The 24,311-nt window shown below is 66.6% G+C and carries 21 protein-coding genes; 12 read left to right on the top strand and 9 right to left on the bottom strand.

What is annotated here, in order from left to right; all coding sequences use genetic code 11:
• Both aroA and ACT3S2_RS14530 read right to left on the bottom strand, forming a co-directional pair.
• A complete protein-coding gene (aroA, locus tag ACT3S2_RS14535) occupies nucleotides 1–1,326 on the bottom strand; it encodes a 3-phosphoshikimate 1-carboxyvinyltransferase (protein WP_444561841.1) in 1,326 nt (441 codons plus the stop codon).
• Between the two features lie 10 nt (nucleotides 1,327–1,336).
• Nucleotides 1,337–1,864, bottom strand: a complete 528-nt coding sequence (locus tag ACT3S2_RS14530) for a DoxX family protein (protein WP_444555462.1) — start codon at nucleotides 1,862–1,864, stop codon at nucleotides 1,337–1,339.
• Between the two features lie 279 nt (nucleotides 1,865–2,143).
• Between ACT3S2_RS14530 and ACT3S2_RS14525 the strand changes: the two genes are divergently transcribed.
• On the top strand, nucleotides 2,144–2,800 hold the full coding sequence (locus ACT3S2_RS14525) for a sigma-70 family RNA polymerase sigma factor (protein ID WP_444555461.1): 657 nt from the start codon (nucleotides 2,144–2,146) through the stop codon (nucleotides 2,798–2,800).
• Nucleotides 2,800–3,066, top strand: coding sequence for a mycothiol system anti-sigma-R factor (rsrA, locus tag ACT3S2_RS14520; RefSeq protein ID WP_444555460.1), 267 nt, complete (start codon nucleotides 2,800–2,802; stop codon nucleotides 3,064–3,066). Before ACT3S2_RS14525 ends, rsrA begins: the two co-directional genes overlap by 1 nt.
• A gap of 59 nt (nucleotides 3,067–3,125) precedes the next feature.
• On the opposite strand, the gene ACT3S2_RS14515 is transcribed toward rsrA, so the two are convergent.
• The 3 genes from ACT3S2_RS14515 to ACT3S2_RS14505 form a co-directional block, all read right to left on the bottom strand.
• Entirely contained in the window at nucleotides 3,126–3,200 is a 75-nt protein-coding gene (locus ACT3S2_RS14515) for a 50S ribosomal protein bL37 (RefSeq protein WP_444555475.1), read from the bottom strand.
• Between the two features lie 90 nt (nucleotides 3,201–3,290).
• Nucleotides 3,291–3,896 carry a GDSL-type esterase/lipase family protein gene (locus ACT3S2_RS14510; protein WP_444555459.1) on the bottom strand — a complete coding sequence of 202 codons (606 nt, stop codon included), beginning with the start codon at nucleotides 3,894–3,896 and terminating at the stop codon, nucleotides 3,291–3,293.
• 106 nt (nucleotides 3,897–4,002) lie between these two features.
• A complete protein-coding gene (locus ACT3S2_RS14505) occupies nucleotides 4,003–7,806 on the bottom strand; it encodes a multifunctional oxoglutarate decarboxylase/oxoglutarate dehydrogenase thiamine pyrophosphate-binding subunit/dihydrolipoyllysine-residue succinyltransferase subunit (protein ID WP_444555458.1) in 3,804 nt (1,267 codons plus the stop codon).
• A gap of 457 nt (nucleotides 7,807–8,263) precedes the next feature.
• Here ACT3S2_RS14505 and ACT3S2_RS14500 point away from each other — a divergent pair, with 457 nt between their 5' ends.
• From ACT3S2_RS14500 to ACT3S2_RS14485, 4 genes are all read left to right on the top strand, one after another.
• Complete coding sequence (locus ACT3S2_RS14500) at nucleotides 8,264–9,586, top strand: hemolysin family protein (RefSeq protein WP_444555457.1); 1,323 nt, start codon at nucleotides 8,264–8,266, stop codon at nucleotides 9,584–9,586.
• Entirely contained in the window at nucleotides 9,583–10,674 is a 1,092-nt protein-coding gene (locus tag ACT3S2_RS14495) for a hemolysin family protein (RefSeq protein WP_444555456.1), read from the top strand. The genes ACT3S2_RS14500 and ACT3S2_RS14495 overlap by 4 nt, the downstream gene beginning before the upstream one ends.
• Nucleotides 10,675–10,756: 82 nt before the next feature.
• A complete protein-coding gene (locus tag ACT3S2_RS14490) occupies nucleotides 10,757–11,617 on the top strand; it encodes a metal ABC transporter ATP-binding protein (RefSeq protein ID WP_444555455.1) in 861 nt (286 codons plus the stop codon).
• Nucleotides 11,614–12,495 carry a metal ABC transporter permease gene (locus ACT3S2_RS14485; protein ID WP_444555454.1) on the top strand — a complete coding sequence of 294 codons (882 nt, stop codon included), beginning with the start codon at nucleotides 11,614–11,616 and terminating at the stop codon, nucleotides 12,493–12,495. The genes ACT3S2_RS14490 and ACT3S2_RS14485 overlap by 4 nt, the downstream gene beginning before the upstream one ends.
• Here ACT3S2_RS14485 and ACT3S2_RS14480 read toward each other — a convergent pair.
• Nucleotides 12,492–12,932 carry a Fur family transcriptional regulator gene (locus tag ACT3S2_RS14480; RefSeq protein ID WP_444555453.1) on the bottom strand — a complete coding sequence of 147 codons (441 nt, stop codon included), beginning with the start codon at nucleotides 12,930–12,932 and terminating at the stop codon, nucleotides 12,492–12,494. The genes ACT3S2_RS14485 and ACT3S2_RS14480 overlap by 4 nt on opposite strands.
• A gap of 125 nt (nucleotides 12,933–13,057) precedes the next feature.
• Between ACT3S2_RS14480 and ACT3S2_RS14475 the strand changes: the two genes are divergently transcribed.
• Nucleotides 13,058–13,720, top strand: a complete 663-nt coding sequence (locus ACT3S2_RS14475; protein WP_444555452.1) for an MBL fold metallo-hydrolase — start codon at nucleotides 13,058–13,060, stop codon at nucleotides 13,718–13,720.
• Nucleotides 13,721–13,740: 20 nt separating this feature from the next.
• On the opposite strand, the gene map is transcribed toward ACT3S2_RS14475, so the two are convergent.
• Together map and ACT3S2_RS14465 are read right to left on the bottom strand one after the other, a co-directional pair.
• Entirely contained in the window at nucleotides 13,741–14,508 is a 768-nt protein-coding gene (map, locus tag ACT3S2_RS14470) for a type I methionyl aminopeptidase (RefSeq protein WP_444555451.1), read from the bottom strand.
• A gap of 65 nt (nucleotides 14,509–14,573) precedes the next feature.
• Complete coding sequence (locus tag ACT3S2_RS14465; protein ID WP_444555450.1) at nucleotides 14,574–15,677, bottom strand: PLP-dependent cysteine synthase family protein; 1,104 nt, start codon at nucleotides 15,675–15,677, stop codon at nucleotides 14,574–14,576.
• Between the two features lie 87 nt (nucleotides 15,678–15,764).
• On the opposite strand from ACT3S2_RS14465, the gene ACT3S2_RS14460 reads away from it, so the two are divergent.
• Together ACT3S2_RS14460 and ACT3S2_RS14455 are read left to right on the top strand one after the other, a co-directional pair.
• Nucleotides 15,765–16,604: a sulfurtransferase gene (locus ACT3S2_RS14460; protein WP_444555449.1), complete on the top strand. Its 840-nt coding sequence runs from the start codon at nucleotides 15,765–15,767 to the stop codon at nucleotides 16,602–16,604.
• A gap of 59 nt (nucleotides 16,605–16,663) precedes the next feature.
• The gene (locus ACT3S2_RS14455) at nucleotides 16,664–17,092 is read left to right on the top strand and encodes an HIT family protein (RefSeq protein ID WP_444555474.1); all 429 of its coding nucleotides are present in this window, start codon (nucleotides 16,664–16,666) and stop codon (nucleotides 17,090–17,092) included.
• A gap of 72 nt (nucleotides 17,093–17,164) precedes the next feature.
• On the opposite strand, the gene hrpA is transcribed toward ACT3S2_RS14455, so the two are convergent.
• Nucleotides 17,165–21,160, bottom strand: coding sequence for an ATP-dependent RNA helicase HrpA (hrpA, locus tag ACT3S2_RS14450; RefSeq protein WP_444561840.1), 3,996 nt, complete (start codon nucleotides 21,158–21,160; stop codon nucleotides 17,165–17,167).
• Between the two features lie 332 nt (nucleotides 21,161–21,492).
• On the opposite strand from hrpA, the gene ACT3S2_RS14445 reads away from it, so the two are divergent.
• From ACT3S2_RS14445 to ACT3S2_RS14435, 3 genes are all read left to right on the top strand, one after another.
• On the top strand, nucleotides 21,493–22,500 hold the full coding sequence (locus ACT3S2_RS14445) for an ABC transporter substrate-binding protein (RefSeq protein ID WP_444555447.1): 1,008 nt from the start codon (nucleotides 21,493–21,495) through the stop codon (nucleotides 22,498–22,500).
• A gap of 89 nt (nucleotides 22,501–22,589) precedes the next feature.
• On the top strand, nucleotides 22,590–23,501 hold the full coding sequence (locus ACT3S2_RS14440) for an ABC transporter permease (protein ID WP_444555446.1): 912 nt from the start codon (nucleotides 22,590–22,592) through the stop codon (nucleotides 23,499–23,501).
• A 1-nt stretch (nucleotide 23,502) separates the two neighbouring features.
• Nucleotides 23,503–24,294 carry an ABC transporter ATP-binding protein gene (locus ACT3S2_RS14435; RefSeq protein WP_444555445.1) on the top strand — a complete coding sequence of 264 codons (792 nt, stop codon included), beginning with the start codon at nucleotides 23,503–23,505 and terminating at the stop codon, nucleotides 24,292–24,294.
• Nucleotides 24,295–24,311 lie beyond the last annotated feature (17 nt).

Genomic DNA, 24,311 nt, shown 5'->3' with positions numbered 1-24,311 from the left:
TCAGGCCCCGCCGGTCGCAGCCAGTTCCTGCCACAACCCGGGGAAATCGGGCATGGTCTTCGCCGTGGTGCCGATGTCTTCGATCCGGACCCCGTCCACGGCCAAGCCGATCACCGCACCGGCGGTGGCCATGCGATGGTCCTCATAGCTGTGGAAGAGTCCTCCCCGGTCGACGGGTCGGCGGATCAGTATCCCGTCGGCGAGTTCCTCGGCCTCACCGCCGAGGGCCTTGATCTCGGTGACCAGGGCGGCCAGCCGGTCCGTTTCGTGCCCCCGGAGGTGCCCGATGCCCGTCAGGCGGCTTTCAGAACCCGCCAGGGCAGCCAGCGCTGCCACCGTGGGGGCCAGTTCCGAGGCGTCGGCCAGCTCGATGCCGTCGATGGTTCCGTGGCCGTTGACCGTGAGTACCCCGCCCTCATATGAAGTCGTGGCCCCCATCCGGGTGAGGATCTCCGGCCAACGGGCACCGACCTGGGTGGTTTCGGCGGGCCAATCCGGCACCCGGACCGTGCCCCCGGCGGCCAATGCGGCGGCGAGGAAGGGGCCGGCATTGGAAAGGTCGCGTTCGATGGCGACGTCGAAGGCCTCCACGGTCCCGGGGTGGACGAGCCACTGGTTGGGGGCGGGCTCATCGATCCGGATCCCGACCTCGCGCAGCGTGGCGATCGTCATGTGGATATGGTCCAGGCTCGGCACCGAATCGCCGTCGTGCTCGATCCGCAGGCCGTGCTGGAAGAAGGCCCCGACGAGCAGCCAGGCGGAAATGAATTGCGAGGAACCGCTGGAATCGACCCGTAGATCCCCTCCGGCCACCACACCCGTGGCCTCGAGCGTGAAGGGCAGCATGCCGGGGTCCTCGTCCACGACCTGCAGACCCAGATCCTTCAAGGCGGTGACCACGGGGGCCATGGGACGGACCCGGGCGGCCGGGTCGCCGTCGAAGAACACGGTGGCATCGAGCAGGGCGGCCAACGGCGGGACGAACCTCATGACCGTCCCGGCCAGGCCGCAGTCGACGGTGAGCGCACCACGGGCCACCGTGCGGTCGATGGGGGTGATGAGCAGATCCTGCCCGGCCCCGTCGTGGCTGCGGCGTTCCTCGATCCCTGCACCCAGGACCCGAAGGGCCTGGATCATCAGGTCGGAATCGCGGGAACGCAACGGCTTGCGCAATCGCGAGGGGCCATCCGCCAGGGCGGCCAACAACAGGTATCGGTTGGTCAACGACTTCGACGCCGGGACCTGCACGGTGGCATCGATCCGGCCATGCGCCCGCGGGGCCGGCCAGTCGGTGGTGGACTCGGGGGTGATGGTGTTGCTGCTCATGACGTGTGCTCTAGCGGCCGACCACGTCTTCTGCGGCCTTGCGGGCATCCTGGGCCCCGTCACGCACCGTCTTGGAAAGTTCCTTATTGGCCTTGGCCAGCTGCCTGCGGGCATCCTTGCCGAGGTGGCGGGCACGCCAGGCCATCGACGGGGCACCATCGGTGTCCACGCTGGCCAGCAGGACGCCTCCGGCGAGGGAAAGATTCTTGACCCGGCTGGACGTCAACAGCTTGGACTCGCCGGCGTTGTCGTTGAAACCGGTGACGGCGGAGGAACCGACCAGGACGAAGGCCGAGAAACGCGGGAACTTGCCCAGGGCCAGCATCAGCCCCGACAGGACCTGGGCTGCGCCGATGCAGCGGGCGGCCAGGGCCGGCTTCGCGGCAACCGATTCCAGTTGGGGGAACACCGAGGCGGCACGACGCAGATTCGGGCGCAACCGCTCACCACTCTCCTCGGGCTTGCGGACGCGGTCCAGACCGGTCAACACGAAGCTGGAAGCCAGCAGGGGACGGGCAATCAGGCGAGCCAGGGACATCGATTCCTCCAAGGAGTCGGGAGTGCGTTCACATGCTTGTCCTAGTCTCGCACTTTTTCGGTTCGGACGGTGCCCCGATCACCGTCGGAAGGGAATAGGCAGCCAAATCGTGCTGTTGTGAAGTACAAGAGGCCGGTGGCAGAGAACCACCGCAACCGCGATGGCGGCTTAATGAGACTTCGAAAGGGGGTGCTGCCGAGCATGCCGACATTGACTTGCGCCGAACGAGTGGCCCAGCCAACGCCCAGTCGTCCGGCTCCCGGTCTAGACTGGGCCGTGATGAGCACTTCACAGCAAGGGACCGAAGCCGTCCCCGAGGGTCGCGAGACCGAAGCGCAGCAGCGCGCACGGTTCGAGCGGGATGCCCTGCAATATGTCGACCAGCTCTATTCGGCGGCGATGCGCATGGCGCGTAATCCCGCCGATGCCGAGGACCTGGTCCAGGAGGCCTACACCAAGGCCTATTCGGCGTTCCACCAGTACAAACCAGGCACCAATCTGAAGGCCTGGCTGTACCGGATCCTGACGAACACCTATATCAACCTCTATCGCAAGCGCCAGCGCGAACCGTTGCGTTCCAGCACCGATACGGTCGAGGACTGGCAAATGGCGAAGGCCGCGCAGCACACGTCCACCGGACTGCGCTCGGCCGAGGCGGAAGCGTTGGACCACTTGCCGGATTCCGACGTGAAGCAGGCGCTGCAGTCGATTCCCGAGGAGTTCCGTCTGGCCGTGTACTTCACGGATGTGGAGGGCTACGCCTATAAGGAAGTGGCCGAGATCCTCGGCATTCCGATCGGTACCGTCATGTCGCGGTTGCACCGGGGGCGCAAGCAACTCAGGGAACTACTCGCCGACTACGCCGCCACCAGGGGACTGGGCACGGCGCAGAAGGAGACGGACCGCCCGGCGGCGGCCGGACAAGGGAGGAAATGATGGGCGACTGCCAATCGTTGGGCGACTGCGGAGACGAACGGATCGCCCGTCTGTACGAATACCTCGACGGTGCACTGTCGGTGGATGACCTCAAGGACGTCCGCGAACACCTCGAGGGGTGTGAGGAATGCACCCACGAATACGACCTTGAATGCATCATCCGGTCGGTCGTGAAGCGCAGCTGCCAGGAAGTGGCACCGAATACGCTCAAGACCCGGATCATGAGCCGGATCAGCGAGCTGCGGGTGGAGACCCGGCACGACTGACCCACAACACAAAGGAGCCCACATCCTGAAGGATGTGGGCTCTTCGCTGTTCACCTGGTTTAGGTGTTCGGACGCTTACCGTGGTTCGCGCCCTTCTTGGCGCGGCCGCGGCGCTTACGTGCACGCTTGCTCATAGCTGCCTCCTGCTCTTCTCGGGGATTCTAGCTGCCCTCCATCTTGTCACACCCGGGGACCCGGTCCTATTCACCGGCACCCGGACGGAGCTACGCCCCGGTCGGTTCCGCGAGATCCAACCAGCTGTACCAGCCACGGTGGAGGACCAGCCAGGCAATGAGACCGTGGCCTGCCTGTCCCGGCAGGCCCCCGTTGGCGGCCAGGTCGTTGCGCCACTGTTCGTGGTTCTGCAACGGCGTGAAGGTGTCGACGTACGCGTGGTGGCGGCGGGAGGCGACATCGGCATAGGCAGCCGACAAATCGGCCAACCGGGCGTTGCGCTCCTGATCGAGGGAGGGGATCGGGCCCACGACCATGGCCTTGATGCTCATCTGTGACGCGGCATCAAGGATGTTGGCCAGATTCAGCCTGCTGCGGGCGGTGGAAAGCCCGAGGTCGAGGTCGAAATCGGACAGGGCCACCACCAGACGGTTGTCGCAGCCCTCGCCGAAACGCCGGCCAGCCTCCTGCAACCACCGTTCGGCCAGTGCCTCGGTGCCCTCGTCCGGGGAAGCCAGCGTGTAGCTCTGGAGTCGGAAGTCATCACCCGTGGTGCGGGCCAGGACCCGACCATACCAACCCAGTGACCGCGGGTCACCGTGTCCGGCGAGGATCTCGTTGCCGATGGCGGCGATGCGAATGGTTCGTTGTTCCACGAAAGACCTTTCTGCGCGGTACGCCCACCATGACGGGGGGCCTGCTACACCGAAGGGCGGGACGTACGGTCCCGCCCTTCGGCTGATGCGTTCGTTCGTCCGTCGGCTACTTCCCGAAGGAGTGCTGCAGGAGTTCGGCCAGCTCCACCTCGTGGCGCTTATGCGAACCGGTCGACGTGGCCGCCGACGCCGTACGTGAGACCAACTCCACCGGACGGTCCAGCTCCGGGGCCAGGTTCAAGCCGATGAACGGCCAGGGACCCTGGTTCGCCGGCTCGTCCTGGGTCCAGTAGAGCTTGGCGTTGGGGTACTTGGCCAGTTCGGCATTGATCTGCCCGACCGGCAGCGGGTAGAGCTGCTCGATGCGGATGATCGCCGTCTTCTCGTCGCCGGCCTTCTTGCGGGCCGATTCCAGATCGTAGTACAGCCGACCGGAGACCATCAGCACCCGCTCGACCTCCTGGCCCTTCAGGTCCAGGACATCGGGGATGACCTCCTGGAACCCGCCCTGGGTGAAGTCCTCCACCGAGCAGGCGGCGGCCTTCAGGCGCAGCAGCTGCTTCGGGGTGAAGATGATCAGTGGCTTGCGCGGACGGGTGTACGCCTGGCGCCGCAGCAGGTGGAAGTGGTTGGCGCCGTTGGACGGGTTGGCCACGATCAGGTTCTCTTCGGCGCACATCAGCAGGAAGCGCTCGATGCGTGCCGAGGAGTGGTCGGGGCCCTGCCCCTCGTAGCCGTGCGGCAACATGAGCACGAGCGAGGACCGCTGGCCCCACTTCTGCTCGGCGGAGGAGATGAACTCGTCGATGATGGTCTGGGCGCCGTTGACGAAGTCGCCGAACTGCGCTTCCCACAACACCAGGGCATCCGGGCGTTCGACCGAGTAGCCGTATTCGAAGCCCATCGCGGCGAATTCGCTCAGCAGCGAATCGTAGAACCAGATCTTGGACTGGTCCTCGGAGAGGCTGCGCAGCGGCATCCACTCGTCGCCGGTCTTGCGGTCGTGGAAGACCGAGTGGCGCTGGACGAAGGTGCCACGGCGTGAATCCTGGCCGGACAGACGCACCGGGATGCCTTCCATGGACAGGGCGCCGAAGGCGGCGATCTCGGCGAAGCCCCAATCGATCCCGCCTTCGCGGGACATCGTGTCCCGACGCTCCAGCAGGGCCTTGAGCTTGGGGTGGATGGTGAAGCCCTCGGGGATCTTCAGGTGGGCCGCACCCACTGCCGCGAGCGCCTCGGCGGAGATGGCCGTCTTGACCGGGCTCGTGGACGGGGCGTCCTCGAGCTGCGAGGTCGGCAGCTCCAGGTCGTTGACCGAGGCGTCGCTGGAGTTCACGACCGGGATCGGGGAGGTCTGGGCTTCATGTGTTTCCGTGAAGACCCGTTCCAGCCGGCCCTGGTAGTCGCGCAGCGCCTGATCGGCCTCGTCCTGGGTGATGTCGTTACGTCCGACCAGCGCCTCGGTGTAGAGCTTGCGGGTCGAGCGCTTGTTTTCGATGAGGTTGTACATCATCGGCTGCGTCATCGACGGGTCGTCGCCCTCGTTGTGGCCACGGCGGCGGTAGCAAACGAGGTCGATGACCACGTCCTTGTTGAACTTCTGCCGGTACTTGAACGCCAGCTGGGCGACCCGGACCACTGCCTCGGGATCGTCCCCGTTGACGTGGAAGACCGGCGCCTGGATGATCTTGGCGGCATCGGTGGAGTAGACCGAGGAACGCGAGGCAGTCGGGGAGGTGGTGAAACCGACCTGGTTGTTGACCACCACGTGGATGGTTCCGCCGGTGCGGTACCCGCGCAGCTGGGACAGGTTCAGGGTCTCGGAGACCACGCCCTGCCCGGCGAAGGCGGCATCGCCGTGGATGAGGATCGGCAGGACGCTGAAGCCGGTGGATTCGGTGCCGTGGTCCAGACGGTCCTGCTTGGCCCGCACGATGCCCTCGAGCACCGGGTCGACGGCTTCCAGGTGCGAGGGGTTCGCCGCCAGGTAGACGCGGGTCTCGTTGCCGTTGTCGGAGGTGAACTTGCCTTCGGTGCCCAGGTGGTATTTCACGTCACCGGACCCCTGGACGGAGCGGGGATCCTGCGTTCCCTCGAATTCGCGGAAGACCTGCGCGTAGGTCTTGCCGGCGATGTTGGTCAACACGTTGAGGCGACCACGGTGGGCCATGCCGATGCCCACTTCGTCCATGCCCTGGTCCGCGGCGTCGGACATGATGCCATCGAGCAGCGGAATCAGGGATTCGCCGCCTTCGAGCGAGAAGCGCTTCTGGCCGACGAACTTGGTCTGCAGGAACGTCTCGAAGGCCTCGGCGGCATTGAGGCGGCCCATGATGCGGAACTGCTCGTCGCGGCTGGGCTTGGTGTATTCATGCTCCATCTCGTCCTGGAACCACTTGCGTTCCTCGGGATTCTGGATGTGCATGTATTCGATGCCGGTGGTGCGGCAGTAGGAGTCGCGCAGCACGCCGAGGATCTTGCGTAGGGTCAGGCGGTCGGCGCCGCCGAAACCACCGGTGACCCATTCGCGTTCCAGATCCCATAGCGTCAGGCCGTAGGTGCGGATGTCCAGGTCGGGGTGGCGGCGCTGGACGTACTCCAGCGGGTTGATGTCCGCCATCAGGTGCCCGCGGACGCGGTAGGCGTGGATGAGCTGCTGGATGCGGGCGATCTTATTGACCTGGAGATCGACGTCGACCTGGTTGTCCACGACCCAGCGCACCGGCTCGTAGGGGATGCGCAGGGCTTCGAAGATCTCGTCGTAGAAGCCTTGCTCACCGAGCAGCAGCGATTCGACCAGCCGCAGGAACTCGCCGGAGCCTGCGCCTTGGATGACGCGGTGGTCATAGGTCGAGGTCAGGGTGATGACCTTGCCGATGCCCTGCATCGCCACGGTCTTTTCGCTGGCGCCACGGAATTCCGCGGGGTATTCCAGGGCGCCGACACCGACGATGGTGGCCATGCCCTTGGAGAGGCGGGGCACGGAGTGGACGGTGCCGATGCCGCCGGGGTTGGTCAGCGAGACCGTGGTCCCGGCATAGTCGTCGGCGGTCAGCTTATTGCCGCGCGCCCGCTGGATCAGGTCCTCGTAGGTGTTCCAGAACTCCGAGAAGTTCAGGGTCTCGGCCTTCTTGATGTTCGGGACCGCGAGCATCCGGGAGCCGTCGGGCTTGGGGATGTCGATGGCGATGCCGAAACCCACGTGGGCCGGCTGCACCGAGGAGGGCTTGCCGTCCACCTCGCGGTAGCTCACGTTCTGCGAGGGGAAGAGCTTCAGGGCGCGGATGACGGCGAAGCCGATGATGTGGGTGAAGGAGACCTTGCCACCACGGGCCCGGGCCAGGTGGCTGTTGATGACGATGCGGTTGTCGATGAGGGCCTTGGCCGGCACGGCACGCACGGTGGTGGCCGTCGGGACCTCGAGGGAGGCCTCCATGTTCTTGGCGATGGCCTTGGCCGGTCCACGCAGCGGCTTCACGACGTCTTCTTCGGGCTGCTGCTCCCCGGCGCTGGACTTGGGCAGTTCGGCGGGGATCGGGGAGGCCTTCGGGGCGGGATCCGCGGGTTTGGCCTTCGGGGTCTCGGGGGTGTCCTTGGGCGTGTCACCGGAGGTGGTGGCCGTGGAGGGGGCGTCCGCCCCGGTCTTCTGCTCCGCGGGGGCCTCGGTCACCCGGGCCGAGGAAGCAGCCCGGGGGCTGGGGGAGGAGCCGGTCTTGGCCGGGGCCTTCTGGGCGGGGGCGGAGTCCTGGGCGGCGGGGCGTCCCGAGGAATCAAACGAATCGAAAATGCTCCACCACTTTTTGTCCACGGAGTTCCTGTCCCGCAGATACTGCTGGTAGAGCTCCTCGACGAGCCACTCGTTCCCGCCGAACTCCTCGGTCAGTCGGTGGTGTGGTTGATCTGGCACGATTACGCCTCTTCTCCCTGATTGCCTCGTCGCTGGTCCCGATCGTGTCCGGGCCGGTCCTCCGGCTTTGCCTTGGACCTCTGGCCAGTCTAATGACTTTCCGCGCGGCGTTGCCAATCAGACGCGGCCTGTCCTGAATGGATGTGTTCCCCGTCATGACGGGCGTCGGTGCCCCGACGGACGGGCCACGGGCCAGGACACCGCTCCCGGCGGAGATGTCCTCGCGGGCGTGGGTGCGATTCTGTAGACTGGAACCCTTATGGACAGCCACTCAGTGTGCCGGCCTGTCGCGTCCACGCGCAGCGCCGGCTCAAACCGTCTCAGCATGCCCAGCTCATCGGCCGGCTCATCGGAGCCTTCCAGACCGGGTTCCCCCGAACCGATGAAACCCACCTACCGCGCATCCCGCCGTCGTGCCGTGATGCCCGTGCGGGGAACGACGGCGGTGAGCACGTAGGTGGAATGGATCTTCCTGGCGCTCGGCCTGCTCCTGATCGCCGGGACCGGGTTCTTCGTCGCCGTTGAATTCTCCCTCGTCGCCTTGGACCAGAGCACGGTGCAGCGCTCGGTGGCCGACGGCGAACGCGGTGCGGAACCGCTCATGCGTTGCCTGAAGTCACTGTCCACGCAACTCTCGTCCTGCCAACTGGGGATCACGCTGACCACGTTGCTGACCGGCTTCGTGATGGAACCCTCGGTCGGGCGGCTGCTGACCCCGGTCCTGGAGGCCGCGGGGCTCGGTGCGGGCGCCGCCCCGGTATCCCTGGTGGTCGCCATGATCTTCGCCACCGTGCTTTCCATGCTGGTCGGGGAACTGATCCCCAAGAACCTGGCCATTGCCCGCGCCCTGGGCATCGGCCGGGCCATTGCCCGGCCCCAGCTGGTGTTCACCACCGTCTTCAAGCCAGCCATCGTGGTGCTCAACGGCTTCTCCAACAAGGTCCTGCACACCGTGGGGCTGGAGGCGAAGGAGGAGATCTCCGGGGCCCGCAGCCCGGCGGAACTGAATTCGCTGGTCCGCCGCTCGGCCGAAATGGGCACCTTGGACGGCGACACCGCCCGATTCCTCTCCCGCACCCTGCGCTTCTCGGAACGCTCGGCCGCCGACGTGATGACCCCGCGCATCCGCATGGAGACCGTCGAACTGGACGAACCGCTGGAGGACGTCATCGAAACGGCCCGCCGCACCGGCTATTCACGGTTCCCGGTGATCGGCGATTCCGCCGACGACGTCGAAGGGGTCTGCCACGTGAAGAAGGCCGTCGCGGTGCCGCGGCATAAGCGGGCGGGCCTGGTGGCGGCGACCGTCATGGAGGAGATCATGTCGGTCCCCAAGACCGTGCACCTGGATTCGCTGATCGCCGATCTGCGCGAGGCCAACCAACAGGTGGCCATGGTGTTGGACGAATACGGCGGAACCGCCGGCATGGTCACCCTGGAGGACCTGGTCGAGGAGATCGTCGGCGAAGTCACCGATGAACACGACAGGACCCAACCGGGGGTGCTGGTTTCGGCCACGGGCCGCTGGCATTTCCCCGCCCTGTTGCGTCCGGACGAACTCGGGGACCAGGTCCCCGGGCTGAAGATCCCCGACGACCCCGCCTATGAAACCGTCGGCGGCTACGTCATGGCCATGCTCGGACGGATCCCCGCCGTCGGCGATTTCGTCGATACCGGCAACGGGGAGCTGTTCGTGGAGGCGATGGACGGCCGCCGGGTGGACCGGCTGAGCTTCGAGGCCTCCGAGGACGAGGACCAGGAAGGGGGGCAGGAGCAGTGAATCCCTGGCTTGGAATCATGTGGCTCATCATCCTGCTGCTGGGCAATGCCTTCTTCGTGGCCTCCGAATTCGCGGTCATGACCGCCCGGCGCAGCCAGATCGAACCCTTGCTCGACAACGGGGTGAAGCGGGCCCGTTCGGCACTGTTCGCCATGGAACACGTCTCCTTGATGCTGGCGGTCTGCCAATTGGGCATCACCGTCTGCTCGTTGCTGATCCTCAACGTCGCCGAACCGGCGATCCACCATCTGTTTGCCGGGCCGCTGGAGGCGCTGGGCGTGCCGGTCCCGGTGGCCGATACCACCGCGTTCGTGATCGCCTTGCTCATCGTGACCTTCCTGCACGTCACGTTCGGGGAGATGGTGCCCAAGAACATCTCGGTCTCCGTGGCGGATCGGGCCGTGCTGCTGCTGGCACCGCCGCTGATCTTCCTGTCCCGGATCCTGCACCCGGTCGTCTACTCGTTGAACTGGCTGGCCAACCATGCGCTGAAATTGATGCGGGTCGAGCCTCAGGACGAAGTGACCAGTTCCTTCACCCTCGAAGAGGTCCACTCCATCGTCCAGGAATCGACCCGGTCCGGCCTGGTCGAGGACGGCAGCGGGATCATCCATGGGGCCCTGGAGTTCTCCGATTACACCGCCGAGACCTCGATGGTTCCGCTGCACGAGGTCGTCACCCTGTCCCAGGAGACGACGCCGGCCCAATTCGAAAAGGCCGTCGGACGGACGGGATTCTCCCGGTTCGTGATCACCGACGCCCAGGAGAACCTCGCCGGGTACCTGCACCTGAAGGACGTCATGTCCATCCCGCAGTCCCGCTACGACCAGCCGATCCCGGTCACCCGCCTGCGCAACCTGGCCAATCTGGGCGCCGAGGTCGAGGTCGAGGATGCGCTGGGGGTCATGCAGCGCACCGGATCCCACCTGGCCCGGGTCAACGATGCCGCCGGCAACACGCTGGGGATCCTGTTCCTCGAGGACGTCCTGGAGCAGCTGGTCGGGGAGATCAACGATTCAAACGAACGCCGCGGGATCCGTCGCTTCAACCAACAAGCCGATAATGAAAATGAGTCTCATTTGGGTTAGGGTTGGATGCGTGCCGTGACACCGCCGACGGGCGGCGCGGCTCCCCTCCGCCAGCCACCCCCACCCTCCAGGAAGGCCGCCCGTGCCACCGAACAGCCAGCCCGATACGACACCGGCGGTGACCTTGCGGGGCGCCGGCCTGGACTTCGGCCCGCGGAGGCTCTTCAGCGGGCTGGACCTGGAGGTCCAGCCGGGGGAGTTCCTGGCCGTGCTCGGGCCCAACGGGGCCGGTAAATCCACCCTGCTCAAGGTGCTGCTGGGGCTGCAGGAACTGAGTACCGGCAGCGTGGAGATCAGCGGACGCCCGGTCACCCGGGGCTCGCGCACCATCGGCAGCATCCCCCAGCAACGCGGGTTTCCCCCCGATACGGCCTTGCGTGCCCGGGATCTGGTGGCCCTGGGCGTGGACGGGCACCGCTGGGGCCCACGGATCTTCCACCGCCGGGAGATCAACGCCCGGGTCGATGAGCTCCTCGAGCGGGTCGGGGCGACCGCCTATGCCGACCGTCCCGTGGGGCTGCTCTCCGGAGGGGAGCAGCAGCGCTTGCGTGCCGCCCAGGCCTTGGCCGGGAACCCCGAACTCCTGCTGTGCGATGAACCGCTGCTGTCGCTGGATCTGAACCACCAGCAGGCGGTGTCCGCCCTGATCCACCGGCAGGCCTGCGACCAGGGCAGCGCCGTCGTCTTCGTCACCCACGAGATCAACCCGATCCTGCAATATGTGGACCGGGTGCTCTATCTGGCCGGCGGGCGGTTCCACGTCGGCACCCCGGAAGAGGTCATGCGCTCCGAGGTCCTCTCCGAGTTGTACTCCAGCCCGATCGAGGTCTTCCGCAGCAACGGACGCATCGTGGTGGTCGGGATGCCCGAAACCCTGAGCCACCACCATCCCTCCGACGCCGAACCGGCGTCGACGACCAGCAGGGACGGGGGCCGGGCATGAACGCGCACGACATCTGGCAGACGATCTTCAGCTTCGAGAACTATGCCGAACTGCTGCCCCTGGTTTCCAACTCGATCATTGCCGGGGCGATCCTGGGCCTGGTCGGCGGACTCGTGGGCGTCTTCGTGATGACCCGGGACATGGCCTTCGCCGTCCACGGGATCGCCGAACTGTCCTTCGCCGGGGCCGCCTTCGCCCTGCTCATCGGGGCCAATGTGGTGGCCGGCTCCCTGGTGGGCAGCATCGCGGCGTCCCTGGTGCTCGGGCTCATGGGCGCCAACGCGCGGGACCGCAACTCCATCATCGGGATCCTCATGCCCTTCGGGCTGGGGTTGGGCATCCTGTTCCTGTCCCTCTACGAGGGGCGCAGCGCCAATAAGTTCGGCTTGCTCACCGGCCAGATCGTCGCCGTGGACTCCGTCCAGCTGGGGGTCCTGGCGGTGTGCTCGGTCGTGGTGATCGTGGGCCTGCTGATCATCTGGCGTCCATTGATGTTCGTCAGTGTCGATCCCTCGGTCGCCGCTGCCCGGGGGATCCCCGCCGGCCGGCTCTCGGTGGTGTTCATGCTGTTACTCGGACTCGCGGTGGCCCTGTCCATCCAGGTCGTCGGGGCCCTGCTGGTGCTCAGCCTGCTGATCACCCCGGCCGCCGCCGCGATCCGCGTGACCGCGCGCCCGGGCCTGACGGTGGCGCTGAGCATCGTGTTCGCGATGACCAGCGTGGTCGGGGGCATCATGCTCGCCCTGGCCGGACGCTTGCCGATCAGCCCCTACGTGACCACCATTTCCTTCGCGATCTACGTGGTGTGCCGGGTCATCGACTGGCGCCGTTCACGGGTGCGGCGGATCCAGGAAGCGGCACCGCAACTCGCAGCCTAGGCGCCGTCGGCTCCCTGCCGGTTGAGCGTGCACTCGGGGCAGTAGCCGTAGATCTCCACGGTGTGGGAGGCCTCCGTGAAACCGTGCTCGGCGGCGACCCGGGCCGCCCAGGTCTCCACGGCGGGAGCCTGGACCTCGACCCCCTTGCCGCAGGTCCGGCAGACCAGGTGATGGTGGTGGGTCTCGGCCTCGCAGCGGCGGTAGGCGGCCTCGCCCTCGCCGGATCGTACGACGTCGAGCAGCCCGTCCTCGGCCATGGACTGCAGGATCCGGTAGACGGTGGCCAACGAGACCTTATCGCCCTGGTCCTGAAGCAGACGGTGGAGTTCCTGGGCGGAGACGAAGTCCTCCAACCGGCCCATGGCGGCCTCGACGGCGAGCCGCTGCTTGGTGACACGCTGTTCCCGCCCGCGCTTGGGGACGATCTTCTCCGACATGCGTTGCTGTGCTCCTGGAGTCTTGCTTCGGGCCCGACGTGAGGGGTCCTGGGTCGACCGGACGGGCCGCGGACGACTGGAAGAAACAGCTTATCAGCGCGGCGGCGGCGAACTAGGGTGGGGGCATGAAGCTCATCAAACACGGACATGCCTGCATCCGCCTGGAAAAGGGATCACGCGTCATGGTCATCGACCCCGGAACATTCACCGACGTGCCGGCGGCCCTGGCCGGTGCCGAAGCCATCCTGGTGACCCACGAGCACGCCGACCATCTCGACGCGGCGGCCGTCCTGCCGATCGTGGACCGCACCGCAGGGGTGCATGTCTACGCCCCGCGGGAGGTGGTCGATCAACTGCTGGCCCACCCGGCACTCGGGGCGGCGGGGGACAGGATCCACGTGCTGGCCCCCGACGACGTCCGGCAGATCGCCGGGTTCGACGTCCGGGTCTTCGGCGGCCAGCATGCGCTGATCCACCCGCAGATCCCCGTGGTCGCCAATCTGGGGTACCTCGTCGACGGGAACCTGTACCACCCGGGAGACTCGTTCATCGTCCCGAACGGGGTCACGGTGCAGACCCTGCTGGTGCCGCTGCATGCCCCGTGGTCGAAGCTGGCCGAGGTCGTGGACTTCGTGGTGTCGGTCCGGCCGGCCCATGCCTACCCGATCCACGACGGGCTGCTCAACGAGAGGGGGCTGGGGATGATGACCGGGCATGTCACCCGGTTCGGGGCCCGGTACGGCACCGAATTCGAGTACCTGCAGGTCGGGGAGTCCCGCGAGGCCTGAGCGGCCGGGCCCCGGAGCGGCTAGGGCAGGGTCAGGATCCGGGCTCCGTCCTCGGTGATCGCAATCGTGTGTTCGGTATGGGCGGTCCGGCACCCCGTTGCGCTGCGCAACGTCCAGCCATCGGCGTCGGTCACGAGCTGTGAGGTATCTGCCATGACCCACGGCTCCAGAGCGAGCAGCAAGCCGGGCCGGAGCCTGTAGCCCCGGCCGGGGCGCCCGGTATTGGGGACATGCGGGTCCTGGTGCATGGTCGAGCCGATGCCGTGGCCCCCGAATTCGACGTTGATCTGGTATCCGGCCCGGTCCAGAACGGTGCCGATGGCATGGGAGACATCGCCGAGGCGGACCCCGGGGCCTGCCGCGGCAATGCCGGCGGCCAGGGCCGCCTCGGTGGCATCGATCATCGCGACGCTTTCGGCGGGGCGTGAAGAACCCACCACGAAGCTGATGGCCGCATCCGCTGCCACCCCGTCCAGGATGAGGGCCAGATCCAGTGTCAGCAGGTCCCCGTCGGCCAGGGCGTAGTCGTGGGGCAGGCCGTGGAGGACCGCATCGTTGACCGCGGTGCAGATGTAGTGGCCGAAGGGTCCGCGTCCGAAGGACGGCGCATAGTCGACATAGCAGGACCGGGCCCCGGCCTCGGTGATCATCTGCCGGGTCCACCGGTCGATGTCCAGCAGGTTCGTCCCCACGGTGGTCCGGCGTTTCATGGTCTGCAGGATCCTGGCGACCAGGGCGCCGCTGGTCCGGGCCCGGGTTAGCTGGCTGTGGTTCAGGATTTCGATCATGCGGCACTTCTTCCGACTCAGGAGGGTGGGCCAAGAACCAGCCCGGGTCATTCTACGCCGGGATCCTACGGTTCCACCCAGTCGCCGCCGGCGAGGAAGGCCTCGATGACCCCTTCATAGGGGGTGGTGTCGATGCCCGCGCGGTGAAGCCATCCGGGGTCGTAATGTGATCCGGCATAGCGTTCGGCGCCGTCGCAGATCAGTGAGACGACCGATCCTTGCTGTCCGGCGGCCCGCATCCGCGCCACCAGACGCCAGATCTGCCACATGTTCGTTCCCGTGGACGGTCCGGCGTGCAGCCCCGCCCATCCGGAGAGATGGCGCATTGCGGCCACCGAGGCGCCGTCGGGCACGGTCTGGACCAGATCGATCACCGAGGGCACGAAGCTGGGTTCGGGCGACGGCCGGCCGATGCCCTCGATCCGGCTCGGGGTCCCGGTCACAGCCGCCGGGTCACCGCCGTCGTTCCAGGCTTGCCAGGCCGGCAGGAAGGCCGAGCCCTCGGGGTCGCCGACGGCCAACCGGCTCTGATGCTGGTGGTAGCGGATGTAGCGGCCCAAAGTGGCGCTGGTGCCCCCCGTCCCGGCCCCGGCCACGACCCAGGCGGGCACCGGATGCGGTTCGAGTTCGAGCTGGGAGAAGATCGATTCGGCGATGTTGTTGTTCCCGCGCCAGTCGGTGGCCCGTTCGGCGTAGGTGAACTGGTCCATGTAGTGTCCACCGGTTTCGGCAGCCAATCGGCGTGCCTCGGCGTCGACCGCCGAGGCCTCTTCGATCAGGTGGCAGGTCCCGCCCAGCTCACGGATCAGGTCGATCTTCTGCTCCGACGTCGTTGCGGCGACCACGGCCACGAAGGGCAAGCCCAACAGCCGGGCGAAATACGCCTCGGAGACCGCGGTGCTCCCGCTGGAGGATTCCACGATGGTGGTCCGCTCGGTGATCCATCCGTTGACCAGCCCGTAGAGGAACAAGGACTTCGCCAGGCGGTGCTTCAACGAGCCCGAGCGGTGGGTGGACTCGTCCTTCAGGTAGAGCTCGATGCCCCAAACCACCGGCAGGCCGATCCGGTGCAGGTGCGTATCCGCCGAGCGGGCGGTATCGGCTTCCAGGGCCAGGACGGCCTGGTTGACCCAAGCCCGTCCGGCAGGCGGCGGTAGTGTTGGCAGCATCGTTGAATCCACCCGTCCAGCCTACCCGGGCCCGCTTCGGCGGCCGCCCCGGAGCCGGCGGCGGGGCATGAGGGAGGAAGTTCCGACATGGACGTCTTGATCACCACCGAGGCCCTGGCCGCCCGGATCGCCGCCGGGCAGCGCACCGTCATCCTGGATGTCCGGTGGGCGTTGGGTTCGACCACGGGGGAGGAGGACCACCTGGCCGGGCATATCCCGGGGGCCGTGTATGTGGACCTGGAGACCGAGCTGGCGGCCCCTGCCCGCCCGCAAGCCGGTCGCCACCCCCTGCCTGAACCCGCAGCCTTCGCCGCCGCCACCTCCCGCTGGGGGATCGACCCCGGCGATACCGTGGTGGTCTACGACGCCGTGGGCGGGCTGTCGGCGGCGCGGGCCTGGTGGCTGCTGCGGGACGCCGGACTGGCCGAGGTGTTCCTGCTCGACGGCGGATGGGCCGCCTGGCCGGCGGCCGGCGGGGAGGTCGCCACCGGGCCGGTCACCCCGCTACCGGGACGCTGGGTCCCGCACCCCGGGTCGCTGCCGGTCCTGGATGCCGACGGCGCGGCGGCCTTCCCCTCCACCGGGGTCCTGCTCGACGCCCGGGCCGGTGAACGCTTCCGCGGGGAAACCGAACCGGTGGACCCACGCCCCGGGCACATCCCCGGGGCCCTGAACGCCCCCACCGCAGCGAACCTGGACGCGGACAGCAGATTCTTGTCGGCGGAAGCCCTGCGGGAGAAGTTCGCCGCCCTGGGCCCGGCAGCAGGAGGCCCACCGGTAGCCGTCTACTGCGGCTCCGGGGTCACCGCCGCCCACGAGATCGCCGCCCTGGCGATCGCCGGGATCGACGCGGCCCTGTATCCGGGCTCGTATTCGCAGTTTTCCTCCGACCCCGCCCGGGAGGTGGCCACCGGCCCCACCGGCTGACTGGCCCGGGGCCGAGCAGGCCAAGTAGATTCGTGACCACTACCGAAGAGAGGGACACCATGAGCACGCTGTTCAGCAAGATCATCAACGGGGAGTTGCCGGGACGATTCGTCTGGAAGGATCCCGACGTCGTCGCGTTCCTGTCGATCGGACCGATCACCGACGGTCACACCCTGGTGGTGCCGCGCCAGGAGGTCGACGACTGGACCGATATCGAACCCGAGCTGCTCAATAAGCTCAACGCGGTCGCCCGGGTCGTGGGGCGGGCCCAGAAGCGGGCCTTCGGCTCCGAACGAGCCGGCCTGATGGTCGCCGGCTTCGAGGTCCCCCATCTGCACGTGCACGTCTGGCCGACGAACTCGCTGGCCGACTTCGACCTCTCCCGGGCCGATACCGACCCGAAGGAAGCCCACCTGGACGACAATGCCGAACGACTGCGCACCGCACTGCGCGAGGACGGGCATACCGATATGGTGCCGAACCAGTAATCCCGGCCCGCAGTCCCGCCGTCGTCCCTGCCGCGGGGACGACGGCGGGGACGGGCCTTTCGGACCGGCCGGTTAGCTGGTGGTGGCCTGGCGCAAGGCGGTCCGCACCCGCTTCTCCGAGACCGAATAGGCGGTGCCCAGTTCCTGGGCGAACATGCTCACCCGCAACTCCTCGAGCATCCACTTGATCCGGGCCAGGGGCGCGGGGATCCGTGCCCCGGCAGGCACCGCGGCCCGGGCGGCATCGTATTCATCCTCCAACGCCTGGATCGCCAGCATCGCCTGGTGGTCCCGCGCCACGTTCCCGGCCTCCAACTTATCCAGACGCTTGCCGATCGCCTCCAGATAGCGGGGCAGCTGGGAGAGGTGGGCGTAGCCGGTCCCGGCGACGAAGCCCGGGTAGACCAGGTTCTCCACCTGGCTGCGGATATCGGCCAGCGCGTTCACCAGTGCCAGCGAGGAGGCCTTGGAGACCCGTTGGTCCACGCGGCGGGCCCCGGAGAGGACGCGTTCGACGATGGCGGTGACCTTGAAGACCGTGTCGATCAGCTCGGCCCGCACCGACTCGAACAGGGCATCGAACTCCGCCTTGCTGAAGGGCAGTTCCTCAGGGACCAGCCGGTCCAGGGCCGCCAGCGTGCAGTCGGCGATCAGCTTCTCCACCGAACCGTGGGGGTTCTGCGTGAAGACCAGCTTCTCCTGGTTGTTCAGGTGCTCCAATACGTACTTGGCCGGGGAGGGGACCTGAAGCAGCAGCAGCCGGATCACCCCGCCCCGATGGGCCGTGAGCTGTTCATCCTCGTTGCGGAACACCGTCAGCGACACCGTGTCCCCGGTATCGAGCAGACCGGGGAATGCGGTGACTTCCGCCCCCGCCACCGTGGTGCTGACCCGGCGCTCGATCCGGGCCCCGTCGCCGAGCCCTTCGGGCCAGGCGGTCAGCCCGGTCTGCTCCAGCGTCGGCGTCGGACGCTCCCGCGTGGTGGTGCCCGCCCGGCCCCGTCCGGGCCGGGGCGAGGTCCGGGCCCCACCGGTTCCGGCTCCGGAACCGCCCGAGGATTCCTTGCCGTGGCGTTGTTCGGCCTCGCGGGCCGCCGCCAGCAGGGCAGGCCCCGCGCTTCCCAACGAATCGGCCAGGGCCTGGCGGTTCTGCGTCGCCAGGGTTCGTTGCAGGGTGGGCAGGTCGGTGGATTCATCCAGGATCCGGGCCCTGGCATCCACGACCTGGAAAGTGGCCAACAGGTGCCCGGGGATCTTGGACCAGTCCCAGGATCCCGGCGGGATCACCACCCCGCGCATCCGACGCAACACCAGTTCCAGGGAGGGTTCGAGGTCATCGGTCGTGGGGTCGAAATCGGCATTCAGTGCGGTCACCGCCTGCCGGGCCACGTCGGGGGCCGGGACGAAGTTCTTGCGGATGGCCTTGGGCAGGGACTTGATCAAGGCGGTGACCAGTTCTTCGCGGAGACCGGGGATGAGCCAGCGGAAACGTTCGGGGTCCAGCTGGTTCAGGAACAACACGGGCACCCGCACGGTCAACCCGTCGGATTCACCGGCCGACGCGGCCGGGTTGAACTCGTAGGACAGCTCCAGTTCAAGGTCCCCGTGCTGCAGGGTCCGGGGGAAGTCCTCCTGGTTCAGTTCGTCCGCGTCGGCGTTGAAGAGTTCCTCCGGGTCGAAGTCCAGCAGGGTGGGCTCCTCCGCCCGCGCCTTCTTCCACCACCGGTCGAAGTGGCGTTCGGAGACGACGCCGGAACCGACCCGCTGATCGTAGAAATCGAAGAGGTCCTCGTCCGTGGCACCCAGATCACGCCGACGCATCCTGGTTTCGAGTTCGTCGATATCGGCCAGCAGGCGCCGGTTGCGTTGGAAGAACTTATGGTGGGTCTTCCAATCGCCTTCCACCAGGGCGTGCTGGATGAACAGCTCCCGGGCCACGACCGGATCGACGCGCCCATATTGGATGCGGCGCTGGGGGATGACGGTCAGACCGTAGAGGGTGGCCTTCTCGTAGCCCATGACCGAACCCATCTTCCGGGACCAGTGGGGTTCTGAATGCGAATACTTCAACAGGTGCTTGCCGACCTCCTCCACCCAGAGGGGATCGAAGCGGGCGTTGACCCGGGCCCAGAGCCTGCTGGTCTCCACCAGTTCGGCGGACATCACCCATTCGGGGTTCTTCTTGAACAAGGCCGAGCCGGGGAAGATGGAGAACCGGGTGCCGCGGGCGCCGGAATATTCGCGTTTGCGCTCATCCCAGGCACCGATGTGTCCGAGTAGGCCGGCCAGCAGGCTGGTGTGGATCTCCCGTTCCAGCCCTGCCGGGTCCACCGGCCCCGTCGACAGGGTGATGCCCAATGGTTTGGAGAGCTGGCGGAGCTGGGCGAAGAGGTCCTGCCATTCGCGCACCCGCATGTAGTTGATGAATTCCTTCTTGCAGAGCCTGCGGAACGCCGAGGAGGAGAGCTCCTTCTGCTTCTCCTGCAGGTAGGCGTAGAGGTTCAGGAACCCCGAGAAGTCCGAGGTCGAGTCGTCGAAGCGGCGGTGCAGGCCGATGGCATTGGCTCGTTGACCGGTGTCTTCGGAGGGGCGTTCGCGGGGGTCGCGGATGGTCAGGGCGGCGGCCAGGATCATGACCTCCTTGGCGCAGCCGCGCCGGCCTGCCTCCACGATCATCCGGCCCAACCGGACGTCGACGGGGAGCTGGCTGAGCTGCCGCCCGATCCTGGTGACCTTTGCCGAGGCCCCCTCCCCGACAGCGCCCAGTTCGCGCAAGAGTGAGACGCCGTCGTTCACGGCCTTGGAATCCGGGGGCTGGACGAAGTCGAAACCCGCGACGTCGCGGGGGGACTCCACGACCCCCATGGCGGACATCTGCAGGATCACCGCCGCCAGGTTGGTGCGCAGGATCTCAGGGTCGGTGAATTCGGGACGGGCCTCGAAGTCCTCCTGGGAGTAGAGCCGGATGGCGATGCCGTCGGAGACGCGGCCACAACGACCCGACCGCTGGTTCGCGCTGGCCTGGGAGACCCGTTCGATGGGCAGGCGCTGGACCTTCGTGCGGTGCGAATACCTTGAGATCCGGGCGGTCCCGGTATCGATGACGTATTTGATGCCCGGGACCGTCAGTGAAGTTTCGGCGACATTGGTCGCCAGTACCAGACGAGGGTTGGACCCCGGGTGGAAGACCTTGTGCTGTTCCTCCAGGGACAACCGGGCGAAGAGCGGCAGCACCTCGGTGCCTCTCAGCCGGGGGTTGGTCCGCACCCGGGCGCGTAGGGCCTCGGCGGCATCGCGGATCTCGCGCTCGCCGGAAAAGAAGATCAGGACGTCGCCCGGGGCTTCGGCCGCCAATTCGTCCACGGCATCGCAGACCGCGTCCAGCGGGTCCCGATCCTCGTCCGTGTCGTAGTCGTCGTCGTCCTCGCGCCCTTCGGCGGGATTCAGCGGACGGTAGCGCAGCTCCACCGGGAACGTGCGCCCGGAGACCTCGATGATGGGGGCCGGAACGATCTCCTCTCCGCCCTCGGAGGCGGGGGAGCCGAAGTGCGTGGCGAATTTCTCCGGGTCGATCGTCGCCGAGGTGATGATGACCTTCAGATCGGGACGCTTGGGCAGCAGCCGTTTGAGGTAGCCGAGCAGGAAGTCGATGTTCAGGCTGCGTTCGTGGGCCTCATCGATGATGATGGCGTTGTATTTACGCAGCAGCCGGTCATGCTGGATCTCCGCCAGCAGGATGCCATCGGTCATGACCTTGACCTGGGTGGACGCCGACACGTGTCCGGTGAACCTGACCTGGAAGCCGATCTCCGCCCCGAGCTCGACCCCGGTCTCCTCGGCGATGCGTTCGGCCACCGTACGGGCGGCCAGCCGGCGGGGTTGGGTGTGGCCGATCATCCCGCCCTCGCCCAAGCCCAGTTCCAACAGCATCTTGGGAAGCTGGGTGGTTTTGCCGGAGCCGGTTTCGCCGGCGATGACGACGATCTGGTGGTCGCGGATGGCTTCCATGATGTCGTCGCGGCGGGCGCTGACCGGAAGGGACTCGGGATAGGTGATCTTTACAGCCATGGTTGAACCAGTCTAAGGGGGTCCGCTCGACGACGGCGCCCAGCGGCCGTCCGATGCGCTTCCGGAAGTGGTCGGGAGGCCAAGTACGGAATGATACCGAAATGTGGCATGGGACACGTTTTGTCTTCAATGGGCCTCGAGGCGCACAAGGGCGTCCATGGGCCCCTGAGTCATATGGACAATGTGAGTTGATTCACAGGTAGTATCGAGGTGTCTTTAGGCACGAGGTGGTCAAAAGATTGTCGAATCACTCGCAGTGGGGGACGGGATCCGGTGGCAGCAAAGGTGATGTTGACCGGAAATCAACTCGTGACCCGTGAAAGGAAAACACCATGAACGTTTCTCGCGTCGGCAAGCTTGCCGCAGGCCTGATGGCCACCGCATTGCTCGCCACCGCTTGCGGATCCTCGGGAGGGTCCGGGGAGTCCAGCGGATCCGCGGATGCGACCGAGCCCGTGAAGATCGGCATCTCGCAGTACGTGTCCCATCCGTCCTTGGATGCGGTGACCGAGGGCTTCAAGAAGGGGATGAAGGACGCCGGCTATACCGGGGACAAGATCAGCTACGATCTGCAGAACGCTCAGGCGGATGCCTCGACGAACACGGCGATCATGAACCAGTTCTCGCAGGACAACCTGGATCTGGTCCTCGCCGTCGCCACGCCGGCGGCCCAGGCGGCCGCCCAGGCGATCACTGATGCCCCGGTCCTCTTCTCGGCGGTGACCGACCCGGTGGAAGCCAAACTGGTCAAGAGCGTTGAGGAACCCGGCGGAAACGTCACCGGCACCTCGGATAAGAACCCGGTGAAGGAGCAGATGGAACTGCTCAAGGAACTGGCCCCTGACGCCAAGTCCGTCGGGATCGTCTACTCCTCCGGCGAGGTCAACTCCACCGTCCAGGTGAAGTGGGCCAAGGAAGCCGCGGCCGATCTCGACCTGGAGATCAAGGAAGCGGCCATCTCCGCCTCCTCCGAGGTCCAGCAGGCAGCCGAGTCGCTGAAGGTCGATGCCTACTACGTGCCCACCGACAACGCCGTCGTCTCCGCGTTGGAAGGTTTGTTGCAGACCGCGCAGTCCAAGAAGGTCCCCGTCATCGCCGCCGACGGCGAGTCGGTCAAGCGTGGCGCCACGGCCACCTACGGCATCAACTACGAGAAGCTCGGCGTCCAGACCGCCGACATGGCGGTGAAGATCCTCAAGGACGGGGAGAAGCCGGCCGATATGCCCGTGGAGACCTTGACCGATGTCGAACTGTATGTGAACACCGCCGCCGCGAAGAAGGCCGGAGTGGAGATCCCGCAGGACATGATCGACAAGGCCGCCGAGGTCTACAAGAAGTAGCCCGCGCCGATCTTCCGGATCACGGTGCCCGGCCGCCCTCCAGCGGCCGGGCACCCCGCATTCTTCCCTCTCTACCCAAGGATCTCTTCATGCTTACTGCGGTTGAACTGGGCCTGATCTACGCGATCATGGCGCTGGGGGTCTATCTGACCTTCCGCATCCTCGACTTCCCCGACCTGACGGTTGATGGAAGCTTCACCACCGGCGCCGCCGTCGCCTCCATCACCATCGTCAACGGCATGCCGGCACTTTTGGCCACCGGGCTGGCCCTGCTGGCCGGCGCGGCAGCCGGTGTCGTGACCGGTCTGCTGCATACCAAGGGCAAGATCAACGGCCTGCTGGCCGGCATCCTGACCATGATCGCCCTGTATTCGGTGAATTTGCGCATCATGGGCAAAGCCAACGTCCCGCTGCTGGGGGAGGACACCCTGATCTCCCCGCTGCGGGAGGCCCAGCTCACCGGTGGCGTCGTATCCATCCTGATCTTCTTCGTGGTGGCCCTGGTGCTGAAGTTCGTCCTGGACTGGTTCCTGCACACCGACACCGGTCTGGCCATGCAGGCGACCGGTGACAACGAACAGATGATCCGCAGCCTGGGCGTCAGCACCGACAACCAGAAGATCCTCGGGCTGGCCATTTCCAACGCCCTGGTGGGCCTGTGCGGCGCGATGGTCGCCCAGTACCAGGGCTTCGCCGATGTGGGTATGGGTATCGGCCTGATCCTGATCGGTCTGGCCTCGGTCATCATCGGCCAGGCGATCTTCGGGACCCGGAACATCTTCATCGCCACGCTGGCCGTCATCTTCGGTGCCGTCCTCTACCGCGTCTTCATCCAACTGGCCCTGGACGCCGGTCTCGAGCCGAATGACATGAAGCTGATCTCCGCGATCCTCGTGGTCCTCGCGCTCGTTCTGCCGCAGTGGAAGGGCTTCAATAAGTTCGGTCGCCGGATGCGCACCATCAACAACGCCGCGGAGAAGCAGAAGGAGACGGTGTCCTAGCATGCTGGAAGTCAACAACCTGTCCAAGACGTTCTTCGCCGGGACGGTCAACGAGCGCAAGGCGCTACGCAACATCAACCTCCAATTGACCGAAGGCGAATTCGTCACCGTGATCGGCTCCAATGGTGCCGGGAAATCCACTGTCCTGAACATGGTCGGGGGCAAGCTCCAGCCCGACGTCGGCAACGTGAAGATCGCCGGCAAGGACGTCACCAAACTGGCGGACCATGCGCGGGCGAAATACATCGGCCGGGTCTTCCAGGACCCGATGGCCGGCACCGCGCCGAGCATGTCGATCGAAGAGAACATGTCCCTGGCCCTGAACCGCGGAAAATTCCGTGGGCTGGGCCTGGGGGTGACCAAACGACGGCGGGAGCAATTCGCCACTGAGCTCGAATCTCTGGAATTGGGCCTCGAACATCGGCTCAAGGCCAAGGTCGGGTTGCTCTCCGGTGGACAGCGGCAAGCACTTTCGCTGCTCATGGCCACGTTCAGTGGACCTCAGATCCTGTTGCTCGACGAGCACACCGCGGCACTGGACCCGCAACGGGCGGCCCTGGTGGCCCGGCTGACCGAGGAGATCGTCGAACGCCACGGACTCACCACGCTGATGGTCACCCACAACATGGAGCAGGCGCTGCGGTTGGGCACCCGGCTGGTGATGATGCACGACGGGGAGATCATCCTGGATCTCGATGCCGAGGCCAAATCGAAGATGACCGTTCCCGGGCTGCTCAAGGAATTCGAGAAGATCAAGGGCGCCCAGCTCGACGACCGCACCATGCTGCAGTAGGGCGGGGCACCACCAAA

It is taken from the genome of Arthrobacter sp. AOP36-A1-22, assembly GCF_052377615.1.
Lineage (GTDB): Bacteria > Actinomycetota > Actinomycetes > Actinomycetales > Micrococcaceae > Arthrobacter_H.
The sequence above is the reverse complement of the archived record's forward strand: the minus strand, read 5'-3'. Positions and strand labels throughout refer to the sequence as shown.

What these genes read in the sequence shown, in the direction of transcription:
- aroA (WP_444561841.1), bottom strand. Translation starts at nt 1,326, where the DNA reads ATGAGCAGCAACACCATCACCCCCGAGTCCACCACCGACTGGCCGGCC.
- ACT3S2_RS14530 (WP_444555462.1), bottom strand. Translation starts at nt 1,864, where the DNA reads ATGTCCCTGGCTCGCCTGATTGCCCGTCCCCTGCTGGCTTCCAGCTTC.
- ACT3S2_RS14525 (WP_444555461.1), top strand. Translation starts at nt 2,144, where the DNA reads ATGAGCACTTCACAGCAAGGGACCGAAGCCGTCCCCGAGGGTCGCGAG.
- rsrA (WP_444555460.1), top strand. Translation starts at nt 2,800, where the DNA reads ATGGGCGACTGCCAATCGTTGGGCGACTGCGGAGACGAACGGATCGCC.
- ACT3S2_RS14485 (WP_444555454.1), top strand. Translation starts at nt 11,614, where the DNA reads ATGAACGCGCACGACATCTGGCAGACGATCTTCAGCTTCGAGAACTAT.
- ACT3S2_RS14480 (WP_444555453.1), bottom strand. Translation starts at nt 12,932, where the DNA reads ATGTCGGAGAAGATCGTCCCCAAGCGCGGGCGGGAACAGCGTGTCACC.
- ACT3S2_RS14475 (WP_444555452.1), top strand. Translation starts at nt 13,058, where the DNA reads ATGAAGCTCATCAAACACGGACATGCCTGCATCCGCCTGGAAAAGGGA.
- map (WP_444555451.1), bottom strand. Translation starts at nt 14,508, where the DNA reads ATGATCGAAATCCTGAACCACAGCCAGCTAACCCGGGCCCGGACCAGC.
- ACT3S2_RS14465 (WP_444555450.1), bottom strand. Translation starts at nt 15,677, where the DNA reads ATGCTGCCAACACTACCGCCGCCTGCCGGACGGGCTTGGGTCAACCAG.
- ACT3S2_RS14460 (WP_444555449.1), top strand. Translation starts at nt 15,765, where the DNA reads ATGGACGTCTTGATCACCACCGAGGCCCTGGCCGCCCGGATCGCCGCC.
- ACT3S2_RS14455 (WP_444555474.1), top strand. Translation starts at nt 16,664, where the DNA reads ATGAGCACGCTGTTCAGCAAGATCATCAACGGGGAGTTGCCGGGACGA.
- hrpA (WP_444561840.1), bottom strand. Translation starts at nt 21,160, where the DNA reads ATGGCTGTAAAGATCACCTATCCCGAGTCCCTTCCGGTCAGCGCCCGC.
- ACT3S2_RS14445 (WP_444555447.1), top strand. Translation starts at nt 21,493, where the DNA reads ATGAACGTTTCTCGCGTCGGCAAGCTTGCCGCAGGCCTGATGGCCACC.
- ACT3S2_RS14440 (WP_444555446.1), top strand. Translation starts at nt 22,590, where the DNA reads ATGCTTACTGCGGTTGAACTGGGCCTGATCTACGCGATCATGGCGCTG.
- ACT3S2_RS14435 (WP_444555445.1), top strand. Translation starts at nt 23,503, where the DNA reads ATGCTGGAAGTCAACAACCTGTCCAAGACGTTCTTCGCCGGGACGGTC.